The organism is Kribbella yunnanensis, assembly GCF_039529655.1.
GTDB lineage: Bacteria > Actinomycetota > Actinomycetes > Propionibacteriales > Kribbellaceae > Kribbella > Kribbella yunnanensis.
In genome coordinates this window covers 177,609-202,836 of the sequence record NZ_BAAANF010000019.1, presented here as the reverse complement: position 1 = coordinate 202,836, position 25,228 = coordinate 177,609, and the positions used below count along the sequence as shown (strand labels likewise).

General features: G+C 67.2%; 10 protein-coding genes. 6 read left to right on the top strand and 4 right to left on the bottom strand.

The features are described from left to right. Position 1: 1 nt before the first annotated feature. The gene (locus ABD231_RS29710) at positions 2–1,120 is read right to left on the bottom strand and encodes a Kelch repeat-containing protein (protein WP_344159060.1); all 1,119 of its coding nucleotides are present in this window, start codon (positions 1,118–1,120) and stop codon (positions 2–4) included. Continuing rightward, the gene (locus ABD231_RS29705; protein WP_344159058.1) at positions 1,113–10,265 is read right to left on the bottom strand and encodes a Tc toxin subunit A-related protein; all 9,153 of its coding nucleotides are present in this window, start codon (positions 10,263–10,265) and stop codon (positions 1,113–1,115) included. The genes ABD231_RS29710 and ABD231_RS29705 overlap by 8 nt, the downstream gene beginning before the upstream one ends. A 220-nt stretch (positions 10,266–10,485) precedes the next feature. Here ABD231_RS29705 and ABD231_RS29700 point away from each other — a divergent pair, with 220 nt between their 5' ends. Further along, positions 10,486–17,427 carry a SpvB/TcaC N-terminal domain-containing protein gene (locus ABD231_RS29700; RefSeq protein ID WP_344159056.1) on the top strand — a complete coding sequence of 2,314 codons (6,942 nt, stop codon included), beginning with the start codon at positions 10,486–10,488 and terminating at the stop codon, positions 17,425–17,427. A gap of 92 nt (positions 17,428–17,519) precedes the next feature. Here the strand turns inward: ABD231_RS29700 and ABD231_RS29695 are convergent, their stop codons facing one another. Further along, positions 17,520–18,479, bottom strand: a complete 960-nt coding sequence (locus ABD231_RS29695; RefSeq protein ID WP_344159054.1) for a bacteriocin fulvocin C-related protein — start codon at positions 18,477–18,479, stop codon at positions 17,520–17,522. Between the two features lie 203 nt (positions 18,480–18,682). Between ABD231_RS29695 and ABD231_RS29690 the strand changes: the two genes are divergently transcribed. From ABD231_RS29690 to ABD231_RS29680, 3 genes are all read left to right on the top strand, one after another. Further along, positions 18,683–19,735: a S8 family peptidase gene (locus tag ABD231_RS29690; protein ID WP_344159052.1), complete on the top strand. Its 1,053-nt coding sequence runs from the start codon at positions 18,683–18,685 to the stop codon at positions 19,733–19,735. A gap of 186 nt (positions 19,736–19,921) precedes the next feature. Then, on the top strand, positions 19,922–20,410 hold the full coding sequence (locus ABD231_RS29685) for a SigE family RNA polymerase sigma factor (protein ID WP_344159050.1): 489 nt from the start codon (positions 19,922–19,924) through the stop codon (positions 20,408–20,410). 12 nt (positions 20,411–20,422) lie between these two features. Then, complete coding sequence (locus tag ABD231_RS29680) at positions 20,423–21,193, top strand: hypothetical protein (RefSeq protein WP_344159048.1); 771 nt, start codon at positions 20,423–20,425, stop codon at positions 21,191–21,193. A gap of 4 nt (positions 21,194–21,197) precedes the next feature. Here ABD231_RS29680 and ABD231_RS29675 read toward each other — a convergent pair whose 3' ends face one another. Then, positions 21,198–22,913: an aminotransferase class V-fold PLP-dependent enzyme gene (locus tag ABD231_RS29675; RefSeq protein WP_344159046.1), complete on the bottom strand. Its 1,716-nt coding sequence runs from the start codon at positions 22,911–22,913 to the stop codon at positions 21,198–21,200. Positions 22,914–22,997: 84 nt separating this feature from the next. Here ABD231_RS29675 and tenA point away from each other — a divergent pair, with 84 nt between their 5' ends. Together tenA and ABD231_RS29665 are read left to right on the top strand one after the other, a co-directional pair. Further along, positions 22,998–23,657: a thiaminase II gene (tenA, locus tag ABD231_RS29670; RefSeq protein WP_344159045.1), complete on the top strand. Its 660-nt coding sequence runs from the start codon at positions 22,998–23,000 to the stop codon at positions 23,655–23,657. A gap of 3 nt (positions 23,658–23,660) precedes the next feature. Continuing rightward, the gene (locus ABD231_RS29665; protein WP_344159044.1) at positions 23,661–25,205 is read left to right on the top strand and encodes a phytoene desaturase family protein; all 1,545 of its coding nucleotides are present in this window, start codon (positions 23,661–23,663) and stop codon (positions 25,203–25,205) included. The last annotated feature ends 23 nt before the right edge of the window (positions 25,206–25,228 follow it).

Below are 25,228 nucleotides of genomic sequence, written 5' to 3'. Positions count from 1 at the left end.
CTCAGATCGTCAGGAGTTCCGACGTCGCGGTCGCGACGTCGGCTCCAGGGTCGAAGGCCGCGGCACCCGAGCGCTTCAGACCGCCGGCGATCAGCACCTTGCCGCCGATCTCGGCGGTGGCGAACCCGAACCGGCCGACAGCCGGCGCAGGTGCTTCACTCCACTCCAGCGTGCCTGGATCGAACATCGCCGCGGTGCGGTAGCCCGTGTCGAAGGTACCGTCGTCCGTCCCACCCACTTGCAGAACCTTTCCGGACGGCAACAGCACATCGCGATGGTGGCTGCGCCCCGACGTCATGTCACCGGCTTGCTTCCAGGTGCCCTGGCCGGGCTCGTACACCTCGGTTGCGTACTGGCTGTAGCGCTCGTACTCCCAATTCACCAGGCCCCGGCCGTCGCCGCCGCTGACCATCACCCGGCCGTCGATCAGCCGGGTCGCCTGATGCCCCTTGCGGGCGACCGCGAGATTCCCGGTCGGAGTCCACTTGCCGGTGCGCGGGTCGTAGAGCTCGCACATCGCCTGAGCGCCGTACGATCCAGGGCCGATCACGACACCGCCGCCGACCATCAGGATCCGGTCGTCGAGCAACGGTACGGCGATCTGCCCGAACCGCGGGTCGGTCATCGCATCCGTCGTCTCCCACAACCCTGTCGACGGTGTGAAGATCTCCACCGACCGGACGGCGTGATGCGAATCGGCAGACCGCCGCGCGATCCCACCGGCCACCAGGACGCGGTCATCGGGCAGCAGCGTCGCCGTGTGCGCGAACCGTCCTTGCCGCAACGATCCGGTGCCCTTCCAGGTCCGTGGTCCCGGATCGAAGATCTCGGCCGTGGCGGTCCCGGCGGCCGGTCGGGCCGGTGGCCCGGTCAAACCGCCGACCACCAGCACGCGCCCGTCCCTCAGCTTCGTCACGCTGCACAATCGGCGCGGCACCACCACCGGACCGGTCTCGGTCCACGTTCCGTCGTACACGAAGCTGCGACCGAGGGGCTTGCGGCGTCCGTCCTCGCCACCGGCCAGCAGGAACTTGCCGTTGCCGAGCGCCACCAGGGAGTACTGCCCGGCCCAGTAGCCAGGGATCGGCAGGTCCGGTCCCGGAGTCCAGGGCTCAGCCATTGGTTGTCGTCAGCTTGTAGTTGCAGACGATCAGCAGGTCCTCGACGACCTCCGGCCGCAGCAGGTTGTCCGCTGTCCGCAACGACGCCGGAAGCTTCGCGACAGCGGTCCGCGGAATCGTCAGCACCCAGTCGGCGCCCGCATCGGTGACAGCCACAGTGAACGCGAACTGGCCACGGGGCTGACCGTCGGCTCCGACCGACAGCGTCGTACTGCCTGGCCCTCCTGGTGCAGCCAGGCTCGCGGTCAACGCCGTACCGGTTGCGTAGGCCTTCAGATGTTCGCGGCTCAGCACCAGAACGGCTTCGGGCTTGACGACATCGAGCTTGTGTCCGTGGAACAAATAGGGGAAGCGATCCTTGCCGATCCGCAGCGTGACGGAGGGGTCGGCGCTCCCGGCCGGGAGCACGAACCGGCTCCACTGGTCGGCGAACTCACGCCGTACGGAGAAGGTGCGGAACAGACCTTGACCACCACCCGCGTGCACCCACTTGTTGAGCGCCTCGGTCAACTGACCGACGGCGTCCTCCGCGAGGCCGCTGCCACCTTGGCGTGCCGTGTAACGCAGGTTCAGCACGACGTCGGTGATCGACTCGTAGTCGAACTGCCGGAACTTGCCGGGCAGACTCAGCTCCCACTCGCTGATGGCACCGGCGCCCTCGAACGGCAGATACCGCTCGTCCCTCAGATTGACCTCGAACAGTCCCGAGTCCTCCTGGCCGGCACTGGTCACGATCGACTGCACGGCTCCGGCCTGGTCGCGGAAGCGCGGATCGGATGGCTTCCGCGGATAGTTCCCGGCCCGCGGATCGACCCGGACCGAGCTGCGCAACAACGTCGCGGTCAGATGAACGCCGGTGTACGGGCCGGCCACGCACGGCACCGTGACGCCGAGACTCTTGATCCGCCGCAGGTAGTGGCCCGGGTTGTCCAGGTCGAACAATGCCTCCGGCAACGAAACGAAACATCGGCCGGTCTGTTTGAGACTCTGCAGCGCCTCGGGGTCCAGCTGGGCGATCGAGATCCGCTTGGTCAGCTCGAACTCGCGCGCGTTCGCCTCCAGGTAGGCCGCATCCATCCGGTTCAGGTCGACCCCCAGCCGCTCGCCGGCCAGCAACCCCTTGTGCAGGCTGTCCCAGTACCCGAACTTCACGAAGTTCGAGTCGTCGACACCGAGCTCGTGCCGGTAGGCCCGCTCGGCCCGCTTGGCCACGTCGTACGCCAGTTGGTAGGCCTGGAAGTAGCTGGTCGACAGCTGCCCGGCCATCCAGTCGTAGAGCTCCTTGTTGGTGAACTTGCTGTGCAGCAGCTCATCGGTCGCCTTCGCGTTCGCGATCTGCAGGTCCTGGTTCTCGACCTCCCGCTGCGCGATCTTCAGCTTGATGATTCCGGCCTGGATCTGCTGTTCCAGTTGTTCGGCCTCGAGTTTCGCCTGCGCCGCCTGGAACTGCCACTCCGCGAACCGATGGTCGTAGCCGCCCAGCGTCGCGGAAAGTCCGGCCTTGCTCTGCGTGATCCCGGCTGCGGTGGACAGCGCCTCGGAGCTCCCCCGGAGACCGGCGATGACGTTGGTGCTTCCCCAGGTCGCCCCGATCGTGGTCGGGAAGCCGATCTTCAGATCGGGGAGCAACGCAATTACGCTGGCGGTTTTGTTCAGCCCACGGGCGGCGTAGAGATCCTCGAAGGTCTCCGTCGTCAGCCGCTGGTGCGCATCTTCCTTGTCATTGGTGAGCTTCTTGTCCTGGTAGTACTGGTGCTTCGCCTCGACGGTGTTCTTCGACTTCATCAGCGCCTCGAGTGACGCTGCGGCCTCGTCGACCCCCTGCTGCTTGACGTCCCGGATCGCCTTCAGCACGGCGACCTCCTGCGTCGACCGCAGGCGGGCCATCACCTCGGCATCGCGCTTGTCCAGCGCGGCGGCCAGCGCCGTACCGAAGGATTTGACCTCGGCCGTCAGTTCCTTGGCCTTCGCGACCATCGAGCCGAACCGGTAGTGCGGCAAGGGCGCGTTGATGTCATCGAGGATCGTGGCGAGGTCGATCCCGGCCGCGGCCGCCTGGGCCAGCAGACTCGGGTCGATCGGAGCCCCGAACAACGGCACCTGCCGGGTGACGCCGTCGATGTTCTGGCAGTGCCTGATCTTGAACAGCCGATCGGCCACCGTGTCCCAGTACCCCAGCAGCTTCTCGTTCCGAGGCAGCCGGAAGTACTTCAGGTACGTCGTACTCACACCCGGCGCGATACTCGGCGCGACGGAACCGGCCACGGGCACCAGCGCCTCGGCCAGCGTGACCGGATCCCGCCCCGGTGGTGTCGCCTCGCGAACCTCCCAGAAGGACTTCGCTGCCGGCTCGGCACGGTCGTCGACCTCGACGGGCTTCGGACCGAGCAGCTCAGCCGCCAGCAGGTACAGCTGGGTCGCCTGGTTGATCGACTCCATCGTGTCCCGCCGGAACTGCTGATCGCCCCACGCGATCAGGTTGTCCAGGTACTTCATCACCACGGCCTTCTGGTACGCCGTAGTCCGCAACCGAGCGACCACATCGGGCTGGAACGGATTGTCGATCCACTCCCGCAGAGCGTGCTGGTCGTCGCTGTTCCGCGGATCGGCAAGCCTCTTGAGAATCTCCTCGATGCGCTGCTTCTGATAGTCCGGCTTGGTCTTCTGCACGAACGGCTTGGTGCGCCAGTACCGCTGCGGCCCCTCTCCCTTGCGCGAGGTCGGGTCGAAGATCCGGTGGAACCACTGCTGCGCTTCCTCGAACCGCTGGTTCGCCGACAACCGCTCGGCAACCATCAGCGGAATCTGGAAGAACAGCTCCCAGTTGTACTCGGCGTACGCGTCGTCCAACTCGAAGGCCACCGGCTCGTCGGGGTACGGCTTCAGCACGCCGCCACCGTCGGCGCCGTACACCGAACCAGGTTCGGTCCCGAAATTGAACCGGGACCCGTAGATGCTCTCCGGGTTCGCCTGAACGATCGGATCGAGCAACGCGTCGATGCCGGAGTTGGCCAGCCTGGAGAGGAACAGTTCGATGTGCGGGTGGTAGAACCTGACGAACTCCGCGTACCAGGTCGGCAAGGGGATCATCAGGTCTGCCCTGGGGGCCTCGGCCCGCGCCGAGCTCGGCACGACGACGGACGTCCCGGTCACCGGCCTGCCGGCGAGGGCAGGCCGCTGCTTGACCGGCAACGGCGGAGGCGTTTCCACCGTCCCGGTGGATCGAGTGGTCAGCTCGTTCGGACCTGGCGGGTCCGGGATGTTGGGGTCGACCAGGCGGGGCTTGATCAGGTAGGTCCGGGTCGCGTCGGTAAAGAACATCATGAAACGTGCGGCATGGTCGACGTACTGATGTGGATACAGCACCCGGAACGGCGTCGCCCCCGGCGTACGTTGCAGCCGGCGTACCATCTGACCCGGGTAATTCTGTGACGGCAGGTGGAGCTGACCGTCGCTGTCCGCGCTCTCCACGAACTCGTTGTTCTGCACGACCGTATTCGTCGGCCACGGAGCAATCGGCGGCATGCGACTCTCGTGCGTCACGACCAGTGACGCGGTGGACACGGTCCCACGCCGGGCACTCAGCTGGAACCCCCCGGCCACACCGAACGTTCCGACCGGGAGCTCCGGGTCGCCCCATCTGTACACGTAGGTCTTGTTCAGCATGACCCAGAGAACCAGGTCTCCGCTTGCCGGATCGATGACAGGTCGGCAGATGTACAGCTCCGGCAGCTTCGCATCATCGTCCGGTGGCAGCAAGTAGATGGGCACCCCTTGAGCGCTGACCCACCAAGTGCCGGAGACCACGGTGGTCAAGGACTGCTGGGACATCTTCTTGGCCTGCCAGTGGCCGTTGACGTACTGGCTCCAGTTGAGCTTGATCTCCCAGTGGGTCTTGGCCGGATGGATCTTCCCGTCGGCAGGCGGATACGTCATGGTCTCCGGTACGGCGACCTCGACGAAGCTCAGCCAGAACACGTAGAGCCGTTCGTTCCACACCATCGGAACGAGCGTCTCGCCCTCGACGTCGAGTTCCACGTGCTCCCACGGCGTCCATCGCCAGCCGTTGATCAACGTGCGGAAGTAGTACTGCCGAGGGGTCGAGTCCGTCCGCGCGAAGATGTAGAGCGTGTGCTCGGATCGCTTCTCGTTGTAGTAGCTGTACATCCCGCACGGCTGAAGCCGGGCGACCTGGTTGAGCTTCTCCAGGTAGGTCAGGAACGCCGTCTCGACGGCCGCGCCGGTCACCTCACCTTGCAGGAGCTCGTTCTCCAGGTCGACGAAGAACGGTGACTTGGTGGCGCGCAGCTCCGGCTCGGTGTAGTTCTCCGGGTAGAGGAAGATCTTCTGGTTCGCCTCCCAGAGGCGGTACTCCTTCAGCCACTCCCAGCGTTTCCAGTAGTACTCGGGGATGTCCCGCACGTTGGGTTCGAGGTTCAGGTGGCATCGCTGGATGAACAGCTGCACGCTGTAGATGGCCTGGGCCAGTCGCGTCGTCTGCTGGCACGGCCCCATCTCGACGTCGAGCAGGAAGTGGTTGTGGATCCCGATCTCGTCGTACCAGGCTCTTCTCCCCTTCCGGTCCTCCAGCGGGTTCGCGACCAGGTACGCGAGCAGAGCCTTGCGCTGTTGCTCGCGAACCTTGTCCTGCAGCGGACCGCCGACCGCCGGCCAGTCCTTCAGCGCGTACTTGGCCTTCGCCGTCTGCCAGGCCGCTTCGGCCGCTTGCGGAGTCGGCTCGGCAACGAGCCAGGTCGCGACCCGGTTGGCCGACACCCCCAGTCGCTGAATCATCCGGACGGCACCGGCCAACGCCAGCAGATTGCGTTCGTCCGCGAACTCGGCCGGTTGGTCAAGGCCGAGAACGCGGGCCAGGTCGGTGATGTCAGCCTGATCCCAGCCGGTGCGCTTGTGCAGCTCGGCCATGACCTTGTCGACTGTCGTCCCAGTGGCGCGTGCCTGCGCGATGACCGGTTCGATCTCCGGTACGGCGCTCCGCAGCCGCAGCACGCCGAGCATCCGGACGAGCGGCGCGAACAACGGCGAGACCCCGCGGACCACGCTCGCCGGGAGTGCGTTGAGGTCCAGCCACCCGGAAGTTGCCGTGTACTTGAACAGCAGGGGCAGGTCCGGAGCGGTGATCCGCGCCCGGATCAGCACCAGCGCGACGCGGTGCAGCCGGGTGAGCGCGGCGAACTGGTTCGGGAAACCGTTCCGGCTGACGACGACAGCGGGGTCACTGCCGACGAACGCGGAATCGAGGAACGTGCCGATCGGGACGGACCGCAACCAGGTCCCCAGCAGGGCCTCGACGACGCCCGCGTCCAGACTGGTCGCAGCGCCGACATGTTGCTTGACGGTGGTATCGGTCAGCAGTCCGTGGATCACCGGGCCGAGCTTCGCTTGCGCCAGCCGGAAGCGACCGGCCGCTCCGAGGTCGGTCGCGAACATCGCTTCCGCCTCCGGCCGCGTGAAGAACTTGTTGCCCTCCGCAACGGGAGTGACCGATTGCAAGCGGCGCAGCTCGGCGACGACGACGGGGAAGGTGAGATCGCCGGAAGCGGCCTGCAGGGCGTCGGCGTCGGCCGCCGACAGGTAGCCCCGGCTGCACAACGCACGGGTGGTGACGTCGTAGTAGACCCGCCCGGTCAACGACTTCGGCAGCACGAAATCGGCCGGCAGAGTCGGCAGCGAGGTCGAGTAGGTCGGCAGCCGCAGTGCCTTCATCCGGCCGGCGACAGCGTCTCGCGGCGCATCCCACAAGGCCAGCACGGCGGCCCGGTAGGTCGCATCCGTGCTCAGGGCCTCGAGTGACTGCCGGACGGCGTCGGTGATCGGCCCGGTCGCGACGAGCTGCTGCTCGACGGCGTCGTACCGCACCGGGATGGTCGGCGGGATCGGCTTCGGCAGCGTCGCAAGGGACACGCGGTAGGTCGTCGTACCGCGCAGTGTCGCGAGGGCGTCGTCCACCGCGGCCGCGCCCCAACCGAGCAGGCCGAGGTTCTTGCGGGTCAGATCACCTTGGTCGTCGTCGGTGCGCGTCGTCTCCTGATAGACATCCCGGAGAGCTGAACGCAGCGCAGTCAGGGTCGATGTCAGTTGTGCATCGTCAGGCAGCCCGGCAGGGGCTCCGGCGATCACCGACTCGACGTCACCGACACCGAAACCGGCCACCGACAGCTCCTGCACAGCATCAGCGAGCCGAACGATCCGGTCCACGACTACGTCGACCGGGAGTGCAGCCACCGCCGCGACCGGTGGGGCGGGCAACCGCGGTAGTGCGCCGGCAGGCAACTCTCCTTCCTGGCCGCTGGGCAAGGCGGGCGGTGGCGGCACCGGGAAGCGCATCAGGTCGCCACCCATCAGCTCCGACTCTGCCGGTGTGACCGCCTGGAGCGCGGCTGTCTGCAGGGCCAGTCCGGACAGTTCTGTCACCCGGAGGAATTCGGTCACGCTCAGCTCGAGCGCGCGGGCCAGTGTCACCGTCCGGAACAGCGAGGTCAGGTTCGCGACCGTCGTCATGCGGTCCGGCGTGACCGAGGCCGGACCGTTCACCATCAGCTGCAGCTCGTCGTCGGTGATCTGCAGTACGGCGAGCAGCGCTGCCGTCACCGTCGATTGCAGCAACGGCCCGACGACCTTGACCTCCGTCCGCGCCTCGTTGAGCTCGAACGGGTTCGGCACGCCGGGCTGGGTGACAACCACCGTCGGGTCGAGGAAGAGCCGATCGTACAGGGGCACTTCGTCCTCGTACCGGAACAGATCCAGCCGTCCGACCAGAGCAAGGACGCGGTCCAACGGCAGGCCGAACCGCGCCTGGAGCTGCCGGACCGCCGCCAACTGCGTCAGGGTGGCACGGTTCAGCCGCCCACCGAGAACGAAGATCGCACGGTCCACATCCCCGGGCGACCAGCCCAGCGCCCGCTGCAGCCTCGCGAAACGGTGCAGCCGGTCGATGGAGTCGGCGGTCAGCCCGTCCATGCGCATCTGCGAGGTGTTGCAGGGTTCGTCGGGATTCACGCTGATCGACAGGTTGACGAACCGGGTCGCCACGATCGCCGTCAGCTCGGCGTAGTCCAGCCCGGAGCGCTGGAGCATGGCCGGCAGCGGAAGGAGCGCTTCGATCAGGTAGTCGATCGGATGGTTCGCGGGGAGCCCCCAGAACTCGGGGAGGGTGCGTGCCGGCGTCAGCGGCTCGCCGGCAACGATCTGCGCCGAGACCTTGCTCAGGTTGAGTGTCTCCTCGACCACGGGCCCGGTCACCGCCCCCGGCACAGACGTTGCCCGCAGCAACGTCTCGCGCGGGATCCCGAGCTGACCGAGCGCAGTGTTCACCTGCTGCCGCCACAGGTCGAACGGGAAGTCCCACGGGTAGACAGCGGCCCGGAGCTTGTCGTACGCACCCTGGTTCACGTGCTGTGGACGGACCCGCAGCTGATCGGCGTCTCCACTCGTCTGGCGCTCGGTGTCCGGGATGGCCGTCTGCGGCGAGACGGCGTTCTCGAGTAGCTCGTTCACCAGGTCGACATAGGGCAGGGCCAGATTCGTGTTGTCGCAACTGAGCTTGAGATCCCACAGATCCGGCCGGCGCCAGTACAGCGGTTCGATCACCTCACTACCCATAGACGTGCCGCCCATATCGACGCCGGTGTCCCACAGGAAGTCCAACAGGTCGGCCAGGTAGGCCGCCTGGCTGTAGAACGAGCGGCACTCCGAGCAGGCGCAGTAGCTGGTCGATCCGAACATCTCTTCCCAGTTCGGGATCCGATCCGTCAGCTCCTCGGCCGGGGCGAGCCACGGTACGTCGATCTGACCGGCGGTCCGCAGATCGGCCACCAGGTTCACGGCCGTGGCGTGGACCTGAACAGCCTGGGCGTGAATGTCCGCGGCCTCGTCGGCGGCCACCGCGCCGGCGACAGCACTGGCGAAGTCCTCCGGCGATCGCGCGGCGACGGCCGCGGCGGAGGACAGTCCTTGCGCGCGCAGTTCCTGCATGGCTTCGAAGCGCGGGGCGATCTTGAGCGTGCGCTGGATCCCGGCCAGCTCGGTCCGTGCTGCCTCGTCGGGCACCGATCGGCCGTCGACCGGCGTCCCGACCAGGTCGAACTCCGGATTGGCGCGCAGGAACTCGACCGCCGGATCGGCAGCTTCGGTTGGCTGACTCGTCAGCCGGTGCGTCGCGTAGGGGCCTGGGTACCGGGCGGCGATTCGATCGCGGACCTCCGGCGGCAGGTCGTCGGCGATCCGGGCCAGATCCTTGGTCGCTGCGATCTCACCGGCTTCGAAGCGCGTCAGGACGTCGTCGAGCACGCCGGAGTCGCCGTTGCTCAAGGCACCGACTTCGAAGGTCAGTCGCAGCCTCGGCACGTACGGCGCATCCCCGGCTGCTGCCCAGAAGTCGGCAAGGTCGCCGCCGCGGGACAGATAGGCCCGAACGGCTGCCGTTCGTTCCTGATCATCCGGGACCCCACGGCTGAACAACTCCCCCAGCGAGCCTGCCCCGGAAGCAACCGAAGCCACCTCGCGCGTCCACAATTCCGTCGCGAACTCGTCGCCCGCCAGGGCCGGGATGACCGCACTCTCCGTGGCTGCGCTCAGCGACTCGGCGATCTCCGCCTGCGGCCTGCGTGCCAGCGCCGACAGTTCGGCAGGTTTGCCGGCGCGCAGCAGCGCGAAGAAGCCGTCGGCAGGCAACGAAGTAGCTTCGGCATGTCGCGATGCCACTGCCAGCGCTTCGACCTGTGCGACGTCCAGAGCGGTTGCGCGGGCCAGGAACTCGTAGTCGGCCGGATCCGTGAGCGAGCTCAGCCGCTGACCATCCAGCGCCGGCTCGACCGCGGCGAGAACGCGTTCGTACTCGGTTCGGTCGTCGCCGAACACCATCAGGTCGACCCGCTCGTGCTGCTGAGCATCCTGCCGGACGACCGCGGCCGGACGACCGTCGACAGCTGTGCTGACGACGAGATCGAAGCTGCGGTCCGGTGCGGTGAACTCGATCCGGTAGCCGCCGGACGCATTGGTCGTCGAGGTCCCGAGTTCGTCGGCGGAACGCAACCGGCGCACCGATGCCTGAACTTCGAGTCCGGTGACACCGGACCCGTCCGGCCGAACGACCCGACCCTCAACGGAGTAAATGACGGACACAGTGCTCCCAGTGGCTATGTGACGACGAACGACCGAACAGCGGCGGCCCAGCTGCCTCGGGCAAGTCTTGTGCGCGGTGGTGGAACTCACCATCACGTCGCGTCAGATGTGCCCTTTCAGGACCGTGGGTGGGCACTTACGAGCGGTAGCAGTGACAAGGGCCGCCGGGATGCCGGACGCTTCCTCCAGTAGCTCAGCCACTGAGGGAGACGTCCGTCGCGTGTACAACGTCGAGCCGAACGCAGACGCGTTCACCAGTTCAGGTCAGCCTGCCGAGCCGCCGGCCCATCGCGACGAGCCGTCGCTGTCGCTGCCGAAGGCCGGTGGCTCGGTCCGTGGAATGGGTGAGAAGTTCGCCGCCAGCCCGGTGACCGGCACCGCGTCGCTGACCGTTCCGATCGTGCTGACTCCGGCCCGGGACGGTGGCAGCCCCCAACTCTCACTGACCTACGACTCAGGAGCTGGGAACGGGCCGTTCGGTCTCGGCTGGTCGCTGGACGTCGCCTCGGTGTCCCGGCGAACCGACAAGGGCGTGCCTCGGTACGTCGACGACGGCCCGGACGCCGATGTGTTCCAGCTCAGCGGCGCCGAGGACCTGGTGCCGGTATCGGGCACGGCGAACTACCGCCCGCGCACGGAAGGACTCTTCTCCCGGATCGAGCGGGTACGGGATGCGGCCACAGGTTCCTTCTCGTGGCGCGTGACCGCGAAGGACAACACCGTCAGCGTCTTCGGGACCAGCAGCGCGGGACGAGTCTCCGATCCGGATGACCCGAGCCGGGTTTTCCGGTGGTTGCTCGAGGAAACCCTGGACGAACTGGGCAACAGGATCCGGTATGAGTACAAGGCCGACGGCGCCCAGCGCTACTTGAAGCGCATCCACTACGGCAACCGCACCGACGTCGGCGACTACTGCTTCGAGCTCGCGCTCGACTACGGCGACCACGACGACACAGCGCCATCTCCGGCCGAGACCCGGACGTGGCCGACCCGACCGGACCGATTCTCTCACCGCCGTTCGGGATTCGAGGTCCGCACCGAACGTCTGTGCCGACGGGTACTGATGTTTCACGACATCCCCGAACTCGGTGCCGGCCCGGTCCTGGTTGCCTCGACCGATCTGGAGCACGCGCTCGACCCAGCCATCACGAAGCTGATGTCGGTCACCCATCGCGGCTATGTCGCCTCGGGTGACGGCTACACCAGCGATCACCTGCCTCCGCTGGCCTTCGGGTACAGCCCGCGGACAGTAGCACCCGTTGCAGGGGTGCTGAAGGGCGCCCGTGGCGACGCGCCACCGCGCGCCGACGGTGTCCACTCCTGGACCGATCTGGACGGCGACGGTGTCGCCGGAATCCTCGCCGAAGAAGGTGGCGCCTGGCATTACCGCCCCAACCTGGGCAACGGAACGCTCGCCTCTCCACACGTCGTCGATCCCCTCCCGGCCGGCACGAGGCTGTCTCGAGACAGCAGGCTCCTGGATCTGGGTGGAGACGGCCGCCAATCACTCACCCGGCTCGGCGGCACCGCGCCCGGCTACCACCGCCGTACCGACGATCGCGGCTGGGCCGGCTTCGTACCGTTCCGGCAACTGCCGCGGGTCGACTGGAACGACCCGAATCTGCGCTTCGTCGATCTGACCGGCGACGGCCTGGCCGACATCCTCAGCACCGAATCCGAGGGCTTCACCTGGTTTCCGTCGCTCGGCCTGTCGGGCTACGCCGACGGCCGCCGGGTTGCCGCCGGGCGTACCGAGGACCACGGCCCGCGGCTCGTGTTCGCCGACCCGGCCCAGAGCATCTACCTCGCCGACCTGACCGGCGACGGTCTGACCGACCTCGTCCGGATCCGCAACGGGGACGTCAGCTATTGGCCCAACCTGGGCCACGGCCGGTTCGGCACCCGGATCACCATGGCGAACGCACCCGTGTTCGACCACCCCGACCGGTTCGACCAGCGCCGGATCCACCTGTCCGATGTGGACGGTAGTGCGCCCGCCGATCTGCTCTACCTCGGCGCCGACGGCGTCCGGGTCTGGTTCAACCAAGCGGGGAACTCGTGGAGCGCCCCCGAGATGCTCGACCACTCCGGTGTTCCGGAAGCGGACGGCGTACAGGTCACCGACCTGCTCGGTACTGGAACGGCATGTCTGGTGCGATCCGAGCAACGGCCCGACGGTGAACCGCAGGTCCGCTACCTGGATCTGATGTCTGCGGGCAAGCCACATCTGCTGACCACCGTGACCAACAGTATGGGACTGACGACGACCGTCCGCTACGCCTCGTCCACCACCCTTTCGATCGCCGACGCCGCTGCCGGCGAACCATGGCTGACCCGGCTTCCGTTCCCGATACTGGTCGTCACCGGCACCACGGTCGAGGACGCCGTCGCGGGCACCACGCTGATCACCACCTATCGGTACCGGCACGGCTTCTACGACGGTGTCGAGCGAGAGTTCCGGGGATTCGCCTACGTCGAGCAGCGGGACGCGCTGTCCTTTACTGGCCCGGCCGACCGGCTCGAGCAGCCGCCGGCGGTGGTGAAGCGCTGGCAGCACACCGGCTGGTACCCCGGTGCCGACGAGATCAGCCGCCGGTTCCTCAAGGAGTACTGGCGCCGAGGCGCCGGCCCGCTGCTCCCTGACACGACCGTTCCCGAGGGCCTGACCGCGGACGAGGAACGGGAAGCCGTGCGTGCGTTGCGCGGGCACGTCCTGAGGGAAGAGGTCTTCTCCGAAGACGACGACGGGAATCTCGGAGATCCCTACACCGTCACCGAGACCAGCTACAGCCTGCGGGTACTACAACCAAAGGCCGCCGCCGCGAATGCCGTCGTACTCGCTCTGCCCGCCGAAACGATCGTCGTCCACACCGAGCGCAATCCGGACGACCCCCGGATCGCGCACGTCGTCACCCTCGCCGTCGACGACTGGGGCAACGTCCGGCAGACCGCGAACATCGCCTACCCACGCCGGAACGCCACCGACCCGGAACAGCAGCGCCAGCATGTCGTCGTGGAAGAGCACGACGTCGTCAACGTGGTCAGCCCGACCGGGGCCTGGCGAATCGGCGTGGGCATCGAGGACCGCAGCTACGAGCTCGGTGGCCTCCAGCGACAGGGCGCTTTGTTCACTGCCGACGAGATCCGGAACGGCCTGCTGATCGCCGAGGACATTCCTTGTCACCAGGACCTCTCGGGCGCGGCTTTGGAGCGCCGTCTGCTCAGCCGGACCCGGCAGACGTACTACGCGGCGGACCTGAACTCCGAACTCGCACTCGGGGTCCTCGCGACGCCACTGCTGCCCTACCGCAGGTATCAGCAGGCGTACGGTCCCGGCCAGCTATCAGTGCTCTACGGCTCTCGTGTCACCGAGGAGATGCTCGGTGCGGCTGGGTACGTCGAAGACGCCGGCGCCTGGTGGGTCCCTTCGGAGCGGGAGATCTTCGACCCCGCGCAGTTCTATCTGCCGACCTCGTCGGTCGATCAGTTCGGTGCGGTCTGGCAGGTGGGTTACGACCGGCACCTGCTGCGCCAGGTCCGCGTCGAGGACCCGCTGGGCAACCTGAACCAGGCCACGCTGAACTATCGGGTGGTCCAGCCCTGGTTGCTCACCGACCCCAATCTGAACCGAACCGGCGTCCGCTTCGACCACGTCGGTGTCGTTGTCGCGACCGCGCTGATGGGCAAGGGGGAAGGCGACGTACTGGAGTTGTCCACAGCGGAGCCTTCCGCAGCGGACAGGCCCACGACCTGGCTGACCTACGACCTCACTACGCAGCCGGTCAGTTTCACCACCTTCGCACGCGAGGTGCACGGAGCGCACGACCCGATCCAGAGGTCGACGACCTACAGCGACGGCACCGGTCGCACCATTCTCACCAAGGTCCAGGCCGAGCCGGTGACCGCTGGGGTACCGCGCTGGGTAGGTACCGGGCGGACGATCTACGACAACAAGGGCAACCCCGTCAAGAAGTACGAACCGTACTTCGCGGACAACGACGGTTTCGATACCGAACCGGAGCAGGTCCTGCACGGGGTGACCACGATCCTGCGGTACGACGCGCTGTCGCGGCTGGTCGCCACCGAGTTCCCGGACGGCACGATCGCCAGGGTGGTCTTCGATGCCTGGGACCGCGAGGACTGGGACCGCAACGACACGATCCTCGAAAGTCCGTGGTACGCGGCCCGATCGGCGTTGCCCGCGGAGGACCCGCGCCGGCAAGCGGCCGACGCCACCGTTCCGCACGCCGGCACTCCAACTCTTTCCTTCTTCGACACCCTCGGCCGTGCGCACGTGGTGCGGGCGGACAACGGCACCGAGCAACTCGACACCACCGTCGACCGCGATGTCCAGGGCAACGAACTGCGCACCACGGATCCGCGCGAGATCCCGGTGCTGCAGCAGAGCTTCGACATGCTCGGTCGAGCCGCCCGCTCGACCAGCCCGGACTCCGGGGAGCAGTGGGTCTTCGCGGATGTCAGCGGCGAACCCTGCTACGGCTGGGACAGCCGCGGCACGCGGACCAGGCTGCGCTACGACGAGTTGCGCCGCCTCACGCACTCCTACGCCACCGCGGCGAACAGCGCCGAACGGCTGCACCTCCGAACTGTCTACGGAGAGCGCGTCGTGGACGCGACGACGCAGAATCTCCGCGGCCGGCCCTACGCGGTCTTCGACGGCGCGGGTGTTCTCCTCACACTTGCGGCCGACTTCAAAGGCAACATCCTGGCCACCGAACGACGGCTGGCCCTCGATCCGCAAGGAGAGCCGGACTGGGCTCCGCTCGACGACGTCGAAGTCCCCGGCGACGTGCTGGCTGCCGCGGCATCGCTGCTGGATACCACGGCACACCGGACCTCAACCGCCTATGACGCACTGAACCGGACCGTCCTGGTCACCAGCGCCGAGGGGACACGGACTCGGAGGCTCTACAACGCCGGAAGACTGCTCGAGTCCGTCGATTCCCAGCTGCGCGGTGATTCGGCCTGGACTCCGTTCGTCACCAATGTGGACTACAACGCCCGTGGTGATCGCGTGCTGCTGGTTCGGGGGAACGGCTCCCGCACTGTCTATGGATACGAGCCGGACACGTTCCGGCTGTCCTCGGTCGACAGCACGGCGGCGGACGGCTCGGCGATCCAGTCGTTGCGCTACACCTACGACCCGGTCGGCAATGTGATCGTCGCGGCCGACCCGTCGCAGGACACCGTGTTCTACCGCAACAACATGGTCACCTCGACGCGCACCTACCGGTACGAGCCGACGTACCGGCTCTCCAGCGCGTCAGGCCGCGAACACGTCGGGCAAACCGGCCAACCGGGCCCTGCCGAACTCGACTTCGGCGACCTGCCGCATGCCAACGACAGTACGGCGCTGCGGTCCTACACCGAGACATACGCCTACGACCACTCCGGCAATCTCACGCAACTCGCACACGTCGCGGCCAACGGGAGTTGGACCCGGCGCCACTCGATCGCCCCGGACAGCAACCGGTTACTGGCCAACAGCATCCCGGGAGATGACGTCGGTGACTTCTCTGCCCATTACAGCTACGACGCCGCCGGCAACACCCTCACCATGCCGCACCTGTCCGCACTGGACTGGAACGTCGACAACCGGCTCGTCCACGCAGGGTTGGACGGTGGAGGCGACGCCTACTACCAGTACGACGCGAGCGGCAACCGTGTCCGCGCAACGGTGGTCCGCAGCGGTACGACCGAGACCCGGATCTATCTGGGTTCGGCCGAGCTGTACCTGCGGCGGACCAGCGGCTCGGTCCGGCTCCGCCGCGAGATCCTGCACGTGGCCGACGGGCCTGTTCTTGTCGAGACCACCACCGTCGACAACGGCGTGACCGTGATGGATCCCACACCTGTTCAGCGCTTCCAGCTCACCGATCATCTCGGCTCCGCCGCGGTGGAGCTCGACGAAGACTCGGCGGTACTGACGTACGAGGAGTACCACCCGTTCGGGACGACGTCCTTCCACGCAGCGCCACGCAATGACATCAGCCGTAAGCGCTACCGGTTCACCGGCAAGGAACGCGACGCCGAAACCGGCTTCTATTACCACGGTGCCCGCTACTACGCGCCGTGGCTCGCCCGGTGGACGATTCCCGACCCAGCCGGCCTCGTGGACGGCCCGGGCCGCTACTCCTACGCCCGCAACAACCCCGTCGTACTGACCGATCCCAACGGCCTGGCCAGCAAGAACCCCGCCGCGAAGACGCCCAAGGCGACACCGAAGCCCTCGTCAGCGTCGAGCAATCCGGGTGACAAGGTTGGGGCCTGGACCGCCAAGATGTACCACCGCTTCTGGCCGTCGAAGAAGATCAAGGACCTGATGGACATCGGGACCCGGATGAGCTGGAACGACGCGAAGAAGGAGATCGCCCGGAGGATGGACCCGCTGGTGAAGACGTCGCGGCGGGCGACCGAGGCGGAGCATCCGGTCGCCCGGGCGCTGGCGAAGGCGATCAACAGCTCCTACGACGAAGGGAAAGCCGGAATCATCGTCATCGAGGAGGAGCTGGCCCGCCTGAAGACACCCGGCGACAACCGGATCACCGAGCTGTTCAAGTCCGGGAAGATCAGTGCGGAAGAAGCGCTCACGATGTCCAAGGAGAACTTCCTGACCGCCTTCGACAACTTCAAGGAGCAGGGCAAGACCGCACTGACCCGTCCCGAGGTCGAAGCCGCGATCGACGCCTCGATTCATGAGGTGGCCCCCGACATCGCCAAGAATCTGAAGAGCGGCGCGCAGGCGGCCGCTGCGACCGGCAAGGCTGCCGCTCCGCTGGAGAAAGCCGGCGCCTCAGCTCTGTCCGCGCTGGGAAAGGCAGCGACCCCGGACGCCGGCAAAACCGCATCGACGGTCGTCAAGAACAGCAAGGGCGCCATCAGCATGGGAGGCCTGGCGACCGGCGCCGGCATGGTGCTGAACATCAGTTCCGCACTCGACAACATCAAGAAGGAGAACTACATCGATGCCGGGGTGGACACCCTCAGCCTGGCACCAGGCGTGGGCTGGATCGTCGGGATCACCAAATTCGCTGTCGACCAACTCGTCGAGCACGTGGGGATCCCGCTCAAGCAACGCTCGACTGGCTTCGCGAACCACGTCGACTGGGTGAACGCGCAATTCGACAAGGTCGGCCTGTGACCGTCGGACGCACACCTCAGTCGGCTCGCGCGTTGGCGCCACCGGCCCCCACCGGAGTGTGTTCCCGTGGGGGCTGGGGTTGGTTGTTGGGGTCAGGCGCACATGCCGTCGCATTCTTCTTGCCAGAAGGTGCCGCAGCCGGAGTCGTCCCAGACGCAGCCGCGGGGGGCGCAGTACGAGGGGCCGTTGCAGTAGTCGTCGTGCTTGCAGCAGTTGCAGTCGGGGTCCGGAATTCTGTCGGTCTGTCGGGCGGCTGATCCGAGGGAGGAGAGTAGTTGGGCTGTTTCGCGGTCGCCGAAGGCTGCGGTGACTTGGGACTTCAGGGCCTTGGTGTCTTGCTTTGGGGCGGTCAGGTCGAAGGTGGAATCGTTGGCGATGACGTTGTCCAGCGCGGCTAGGGCCTGGTGCTGAGCGGGTGTCAGGGACCTGTGCTCTGCGCGATAGCGGAGGATGTGTTCGCGCCACAGGGTGGCTCGGGCGGTGGGCGGGAGCTTGCGGAAGATCTCCTTGCGGAATGCCAGCTGGTAGCGGCTGAACTCGCCGTACGTGCGGGGGAGGTTGTTCCGGTTGGCGGCGACCCAGTTCTTGGCGGCGGTGGCTCGCTCAGCCGCGAAGGCGGGGGCTGCTCCGCCTAGCACGACGCCACCGGCGAGCATCGCACCTAGGCGAAGGAACTGTGCTCGGCTGACGCCGGTCGGGCGCGTGGCCGTCTGGAGCGGCTCGCGGACCTTTGCCTGGAGCCGGCCCAGGGCGTCGAGTACGCGGATGGTCCGGCTCATGCCCAGCCGGCTGACGAGTGGTGCAACGAGCCGGCGTCCGGTCCAGCCCCGCACCTGCTGTCCATCGCGCCGGATCCGCAGCAGCGTAGGCCCGAACGGCGGCTCCGCGCCGAAGGCAGTCGCGCGCCAGCGCTCCACTTGCGAATCCTTCAACGGCAACACCTGCAGACGTCCGCCCGCAGCGGACTCCGCCGCCCGCGCGATCTCGTCACAAGTACTGCACGCCGCGTCGAAGGCGAGTACCCAGCGTTCGTTTTCCCCAGTCTCAACCATGAACACTTAGTACGTCGCCGCTGTCCCAGGAGCCATCTTTTCGACGACGATCGACGACCACAGGGTCCGGGGGTCGCCGCCTTTTCGATCTGGGCGAAAAGGCGGCGGAAAGACACCGCCCAGATCTCCGGCAGTAGGGTCTGCCCGTTCGGCTGCTCGTTTCGGTCGCGAATTCGCGGGCGGCTCGGTCCTACGCTGGCGCCATGATCTTGGGATGGCGCCGGCGGCGCAGCGTGCTCGCGACCGGTTTGGCCGCGCTGCTGATCGGTGTCAGCGGCTGCTCCGGCGGGGATTCCGCGCCGGAGTCCGGTGCCTCGAACTCGCAGCCCCCGGTGCCACCTTCTGCAACACCGCCGCCTTCAACAGTCCGGCCCGCGGAGGTGACGCAACGGAACCCGGGGTGGGCGCTGGACCGGATCGACCAGCACCAGCGGCCGCTGAACCAGCGCTTCAGCACCGTCGGTGAAGGACAGGGTGTGACGGTCTACGTCGTCGACGGGCTCTTCGACGTACGCCACTCCGACTTCGGCGGCCGGGCATCGGTGGGCCTCAAAGCCGGTGTGGCGTGCAGTTTGGAGGACGGCATTGACCACGGGCTGTTCGTGGCCGGGCTGGTGGCCGGCCGGCGTACCGGTGTCGCCAAGCAGGCAAAGGTCGTCTCGGTCGGTTCGAGCTACGGCTGCGAGGGCGGCGAAGGGGAGGTGACCGAGGCCCAGCGGGTGGCGCGGCTCGCCAAGGCTCTCAATTGGGTGGCCGACCACGCGACCAAGCCCGCGGTGGTGAATCTGTCCTTCAACGTGAGTCCGCCGGTACCCGCGATCACCGCTTCCGTGCAGCGGATCGTCGACGCCGGCCTCACGGTTGTCGCCTCGGCCGGTAACGACGGCGAGGACGCCTGCAAGCATCCCCCGGCCGGCCTGCCCAAGGTCGTCACGGTGGCCGCGTCGACCGAGGCCGACGAAGACGCCGGCCTGAACCATGGCCGCTGTGTGGACCTTTTCGCCCCCGCCGAGAACATCACCTCACTGGTGGACAAAACCCTCGTCCCGAGCGGCATCGCCCCCTCGGAGGGCGCCGCGACGTCCTGGGCAGCTCCGATCGTCAGCGGCGCGGCCGCCCTCTACCTCTCCGTCCACAGGACAGCCACGCCGGAGGAAGTCCGCGCCTGGCTGATCAAGAACGCCACCCAAGGCGCTCTGAAGGGTCCCCTCCAGGGCTCCCCCAACCGCCTCCTCTTCACCGGCGGCCCCCGCTGACTATCGTCAGAAGACGAGGCTGAGCACCCAGACGGTGAACGCCACCAGCGCCACGGCGAACGTCACGGCGACGACTACTGCGTAGGCGAACCAGGAGCTTCCATTCACGGTCTTATCTTGCCAGGGGTGTGACCCAGCGAGGTCTTGGGTGCGTCTAGGGGGTGTAGGCGACCTGGTGGAGGGTGGATGAAGGGGATTGCGGAGTTCGAGGAGTTCGCTCGGGCTCGGGTAGGGCCTTTGTACCGGACTGCTTGGTTGTTGTGCGGGGATCGGCATCATGCCGAGGATCTGGTGCAGGAGACCTTGGCGAACATGCTGAAGGCCTGGAACCGGATCGACAGTCCGGAGGCTTACGCGCGGACTGCGCTGGTGCGGACCTTTGTTTCGCAGCGGCGGCGGAAGAGCTGGTCGGAGCGGCCTACGTCGGCGCTGCCAGAGAGCGCCGGACCTGGTGTGGATGTCGAGCTGCGGGTGGCTTTGCAGGGGGCGCTTCGGGAGTTGCTTCCGTTGGATCGGGCGGTGTTGGTGCTGCGGTACTTCGAAGATCGCAGCGTCGAGCAGGTGGCGCTGGATCTGGGGAAGAAGCCGAGTGCGATCACCACCCGGACGGCGCGGGCGCTCGAGCGATTGCGCGCGGTGCTCGGGGACGACGTCGGACAGTTGATCGCTCAGTGAACAGGAGAAGGTGTGAACAAGCTTGATGGTCAGCTGCCCGGCTTGATGGCGCGGGCGACCGACGGGCTGGAGCCGGAGTCGGTTGATCTGGTGGAGCGTAGTCTGGCGCAGGGGGTTCGATTGCGGCGCCGGCGTAGTACGGCTGCCGGCGTGGCCGCGGGAGGCGCCGTACTGGTGACGATGGGGCTGGTGGTCGCCGGTTTCCAGCATTTCGATCACCGCGGGGACGCCGGGCCGATGGTGGCCGGTCCGCCGGTGGCGTCCACCAAGCCGACCAACACTCTGTCCGGTCTGCCGTCGACGCAGCCGACGAAGATTCCGAAGCCGAAGCCCGGCGGCCCGACGTTGGCCACCTTGCGGTCGTTGCTGAAGGCACCTGGACGGACGCTGAGTGCGCCGGAGTCCTGGGGTAGCGAGAACGACGGGTTCTTCGCCGCCGCGTCGGTGGTCGACGACGGCAAGGGGAAGTCGCAGGTCCAGGTGCTCACCCAGCGGATGCTGCTGAACAGGCCGGTGAGCTGCAAGGACCTCCCCGGCTGCACGATGCGGCCGGACGGTTCCACGATCAGGTCGCAGCAGCTCGGTCAGGAGGGCAACGGAATCATCTCGAACTTCGTCGAGATCACCCGGAAGGACGGCAGGTTCATCGGGTTGACCAGCTACAACGCGGCCGGCGAGAAGGACACCAAGCCGACCCGTACCGCGCCGATCCTCAGCGTCGCGCAGCTGACCGAGCTCGCCGAGAGCAAGCTGTGGACGTACCCGGCCAAGGCCTCCAAGTAGGGGCTCAGGTCAGGCAGCGCGACGGCAGGTCGAACCAGCGCAGGTGGTCGAAGTCGGAGTTGACCGTGCCTTCGGTGTCGGCCTTGCGGTCCTGGCAGGTCGAGAGCAGTTCGCGGGCCTCGGCCAGGTAGTCCTGAAGCGCCGACTCGGGGGCGGTGTGGTCGTGCCGCGGGTACCGCAGTTTGCCGTCGGCGTCGTACCCGACCGCGGACAGCCGCATCGGCGGTTCCACCGGTCCACGGTGGTGCCGCCACAGGCCGGTCGCCGGGTCGAAACGGTAGTCGCCGAGCAACCGCGCGCCGCCCTCGGCAACCAGCTTGACCGCCTCCACGACGTACTCGAAGACGGGCTCGGAGATGAAGTAGTTGAAGTTGACCCGCACCCAGCCGGGCTTGATGCCCTCGCACCCGTGCATGATCTCCTCGGCGAACTCCGCCGAGCGTTCCAGGTCGATACCGAGCAGAGTGTGACCATAGGGGCCGGCACAGGAACAGCCGCCGCGGGACTGGATCCCGAACAGATCGTTGAGCAGGGCAACGACGAAGTTGTGGTGCAGATAGCGGCCGCTCGGCGCCTTGACCACGAACGACACGATCGAGAGCCGCTCGGAGTCCAGGTTGCCGAGGATCTCGATATTCGGTTCGCTGCGCCACGCCTCGACCGCGCGCCGCAGGTACGAGTCCTCGTGCGCCCGGATCACGTCGATCCCGACCGCCTGCTTCAGCTGGAACGCCAGTCCGGCCCGGATCGACCCGATGATGTCCGGCGTCCCGCCCTCCTCGCGATGGACCGGGTCGTCGAGGTAGCGGTGCGCGGTCGGGTTCACGAACGCGACCGTGCCACCACCCGGTACGTCGGGCACCCGGTTCCGCAGGAGTTCTCGCCGGGCGACCAGCACGCCCGGGGTTCCGGGACCGCCGATCAGCTTGTGCGGGCTGAGGAAGATCGCGTCCTTGTACGACAACGGGTCCTCGTCGCGACCGCCGTACATGTCGATCTCGACGTACGGCGCAGCGGCGGCACAGTCCCAGAACGACAACGCACCGTAGCGATGCAGTAGCGCGGAGATGCGGTGGGTGTTGGTGACGATCCCGGTGACGTTGCTCGCGGCTGAGAACGACCCGATCTTCAGCGGACGATCGGCGTACTCGATCAGTCGCGCTTCGAGCTGCGGGATGTCGATGTGCCCGTCGGCGTCCTGGCTGATCGTCACCACATCGGCGATCGACTCCCGCCAGGGCAACTCGTTCGAGTGGTGCTCATACGGCCCGATGAAGACCACCGGCCGCTGCTCAGCCGGGATCTGCTCGCTCAAATGATGCTCGTCGTCCAACTGAGCCGGCACCCGCAACCCCAGCACACCAACCAGCTTGTCGATGGCCCCAGTCGCTCCCGACCCACAGAAGATCAACGCAGTCTCGGCGTCGCCACCCACACTCTCGTGGATGATCCGCCGCGCATCCTCGCGTAACCGAGTCGTCTGCAGCCCGGTCCCGCTCGACTCGGTGTGCGTGTTCGCGTACCGCGGCAGGACCTCCTCCCGAATGAAGTCCTCGAGGAACGTCAACGCCCGCCCCGACGCGGTGTAGTCGGCATACGTCACCCGCCGCGGCCCGTACGGCCCCGGCATCACCTGGTCGTCACCGATCACCGAAGCGCGGATCCGCCGCAGCAACGGCGACTCCGGCGGCGCCTCCACGCGTTCCCCCTGGATGGTCATGGGGCCAGCGTAGATCCGCGAGCGGCTAGTCCGGTAACACTTCTCCAGGTGCCGTCCGGGGCCCCTGTGGATAGGGTCGGGGCCATGACGTTTTCCGGTGAGTTGTGGGCTCGCGGCGGAGCCGGTGTGTACGACGAGATCGTGCGGCATCCGTTCATCACCGGGCTGACGGACGGGACGCTCGACCACGATGCGTTCCGCTACTTCATCGTTCAGGACAGTCACTACCTGCGTGCGTACTCGCGGGCGCTCAGTCTGGTTGCGGGGCGGGCGACTGACGAGGATGCGGTCAGCATGTTCGCGCTGCACGCCGCCAACGCCATTGCGGTCGAGCGGGAGCTCCACAGCACACTGCTGACCGACTTGGGGCTCACCACGGCAGATGTCGAGGCGGCTGGGTCCAAGCCGACCACTACGGCGTACATGTCCTACCTGACCGCAGTCTGCGCCACCGGGACGTACGCCGAGGCCGTGGCCGCCGTACTGCCCTGCTACTGGATCTATCGGGACGTCGGGCGCGAGCTGCTGAAGCGGTCGTCGCCGGACCCGGTCTACCGGCAGTGGATCGAGACATACGGTTCGGACGAGTTCGATGCGGTGGTCGAGTCCGTGCTGGCGGTGACCGACGTACTGGACGTCGGAGCGTCGGAGCGGGAACGTTGTCACCAGCACTTCGCGACCACGTGTCGCTACGAATGGATGTTCTGGGACGCCGCGTACACCAAGCTGGATTGGCCGGTCTGAACAATGGACTTCTATGACGTCGTGATCGTCGGTGGCGGGCATAACGGCCTCGTCGCCGCCACCTACCTGGCCCAGGCCGGCATGTCCACGCTCGTTCTCGAGCAGCAGCCCCACACCGGTGGCGCAGCGGTCAGCCAGCAGGTGTTCCCCGGCGTCGACGCACGCCTGTCGCGGTACTCATACCTGGTCAGCCTGCTGCCCGACAAGATCGTGGCCGACCTGGGCCTGTCCCTGGAACTCCGCTCGCGCGCAGTGGCGTCATACACACCTGTACGTCGTTCCGGTCGCGACGTCGGCCTCATGGTCGAGCGCCCGGAGGGTGCGGCGACCCGGGAGTCGTTCGCGCGGCTCACTGGCAGCGACGCCGAGTACGACGCGTGGACCGCCTTCTACGGCGCAGTCGGCACACTGGCCGGAGCCATAGCGCCGACCCTGCTCGAACCACTGCAGTCCGCTTCTGCTTTGCGCTCCCGCGTCGACCCGGCGCTCTGGGACGAGCTGATCGAGCGCCCCTTCGGTGAATCCGTCGAACGCCGCTTCACCGACGACACCGTCCGCGGCGTAGTCGCAACCGACTCCGTCATCGGCACCTTCGCCGGACTGCACGACCCGTCCCTGATCCAGAACCGCTGCTTCCTCTACCACCTGATCGGCAACGGCACCGGCGAGTGGCGAGTACCCGTAGGCGGCATGGGCGCCGTCACCGACGCCCTGGCCGCCGCAGCCCGCCGCGCCGGCGCCTCCCTCATCACCAACGCCTCCGTGACCTCGGTCGAGGTCGACGGCGTACGCGGCTCAGTCACCTGGCTCGGCGGCGACGGAGAGCGCTCGGTCGACTGCTCCTACGTACTCGCCAACGTCGCCCCGGCAACCCTGGACACTCTGCGTGGCCGTGAGGTCTCGGTGAAGCCTGAGGGTTCGCAGCTCAAGATCAACCTGCTGCTCTCCCGCCTCCCCGCCCTGCGCTCCGGCGACGACCCCACCCGCGCCTTCGCCGGCACCTTCCACATCGACGAGGACTACACCCAACTCGAAACCGCCTACCGCTCCGCAGCCGGCGGCACCCTCCCCGCCGTACCGCCCTCAGAGGTCTACTGCCACTCCCTGACCGACCCGTCCATCCTGTCCCCCGACCTGATTGCCTCCGGCCACCACACCCTGACCGTCTTCGGCGTCCACTTCCCCGCCCGTTTGTTTGCCTCCGACAACGAATCGGCCCGCGCCGAAGCCACCCGCCGTACCCTCGCCGGCCTCGAGTCCTACCTCGCCGAACCCCTCGCCGACTGCATCGCCCACGACGCCGACGGCAACCCCTGCATCGAGGCCAAAACGCCGTACGACATCGAGGAATCCGTCGGCATGCCCGGCGGCCACATCTTCCACGGCGACCTCCAATGGCCCTGGTCCACCGACGACACCACCATCGGCCGCTGGGGCACCGAAACCGACACCGCCAACCTCCTCATCTGCGGCTCCGGCGCCCGCCGCGGCGGCGCCGTCTCCGGCCTCGGCGGCCACAACGCAGCCATGACGATCCTGACCCGCTAACCGATTTCGCATCTCCCCAAATC

Bases quoted from the DNA above. Each gene is read 5' to 3' on its own strand.
- ABD231_RS29695 (WP_344159054.1), bottom strand. From the start codon at position 18,479: ATGGTTGAGACTGGGGAAAACGAACGCTGGGTACTCGCCTTCGACGCG.
- ABD231_RS29665 (WP_344159044.1), top strand. From the start codon at position 23,661: ATGGACTTCTATGACGTCGTGATCGTCGGTGGCGGGCATAACGGCCTC.
- tenA (WP_344159045.1), top strand. From the start codon at position 22,998: ATGACGTTTTCCGGTGAGTTGTGGGCTCGCGGCGGAGCCGGTGTGTAC.
- ABD231_RS29685 (WP_344159050.1), top strand. From the start codon at position 19,922: ATGAAGGGGATTGCGGAGTTCGAGGAGTTCGCTCGGGCTCGGGTAGGG.
- ABD231_RS29675 (WP_344159046.1), bottom strand. From the start codon at position 22,913: ATGACCATCCAGGGGGAACGCGTGGAGGCGCCGCCGGAGTCGCCGTTG.
- ABD231_RS29690 (WP_344159052.1), top strand. From the start codon at position 18,683: ATGATCTTGGGATGGCGCCGGCGGCGCAGCGTGCTCGCGACCGGTTTG.
- ABD231_RS29710 (WP_344159060.1), bottom strand. From the start codon at position 1,120: ATGGCTGAGCCCTGGACTCCGGGACCGGACCTGCCGATCCCTGGCTAC.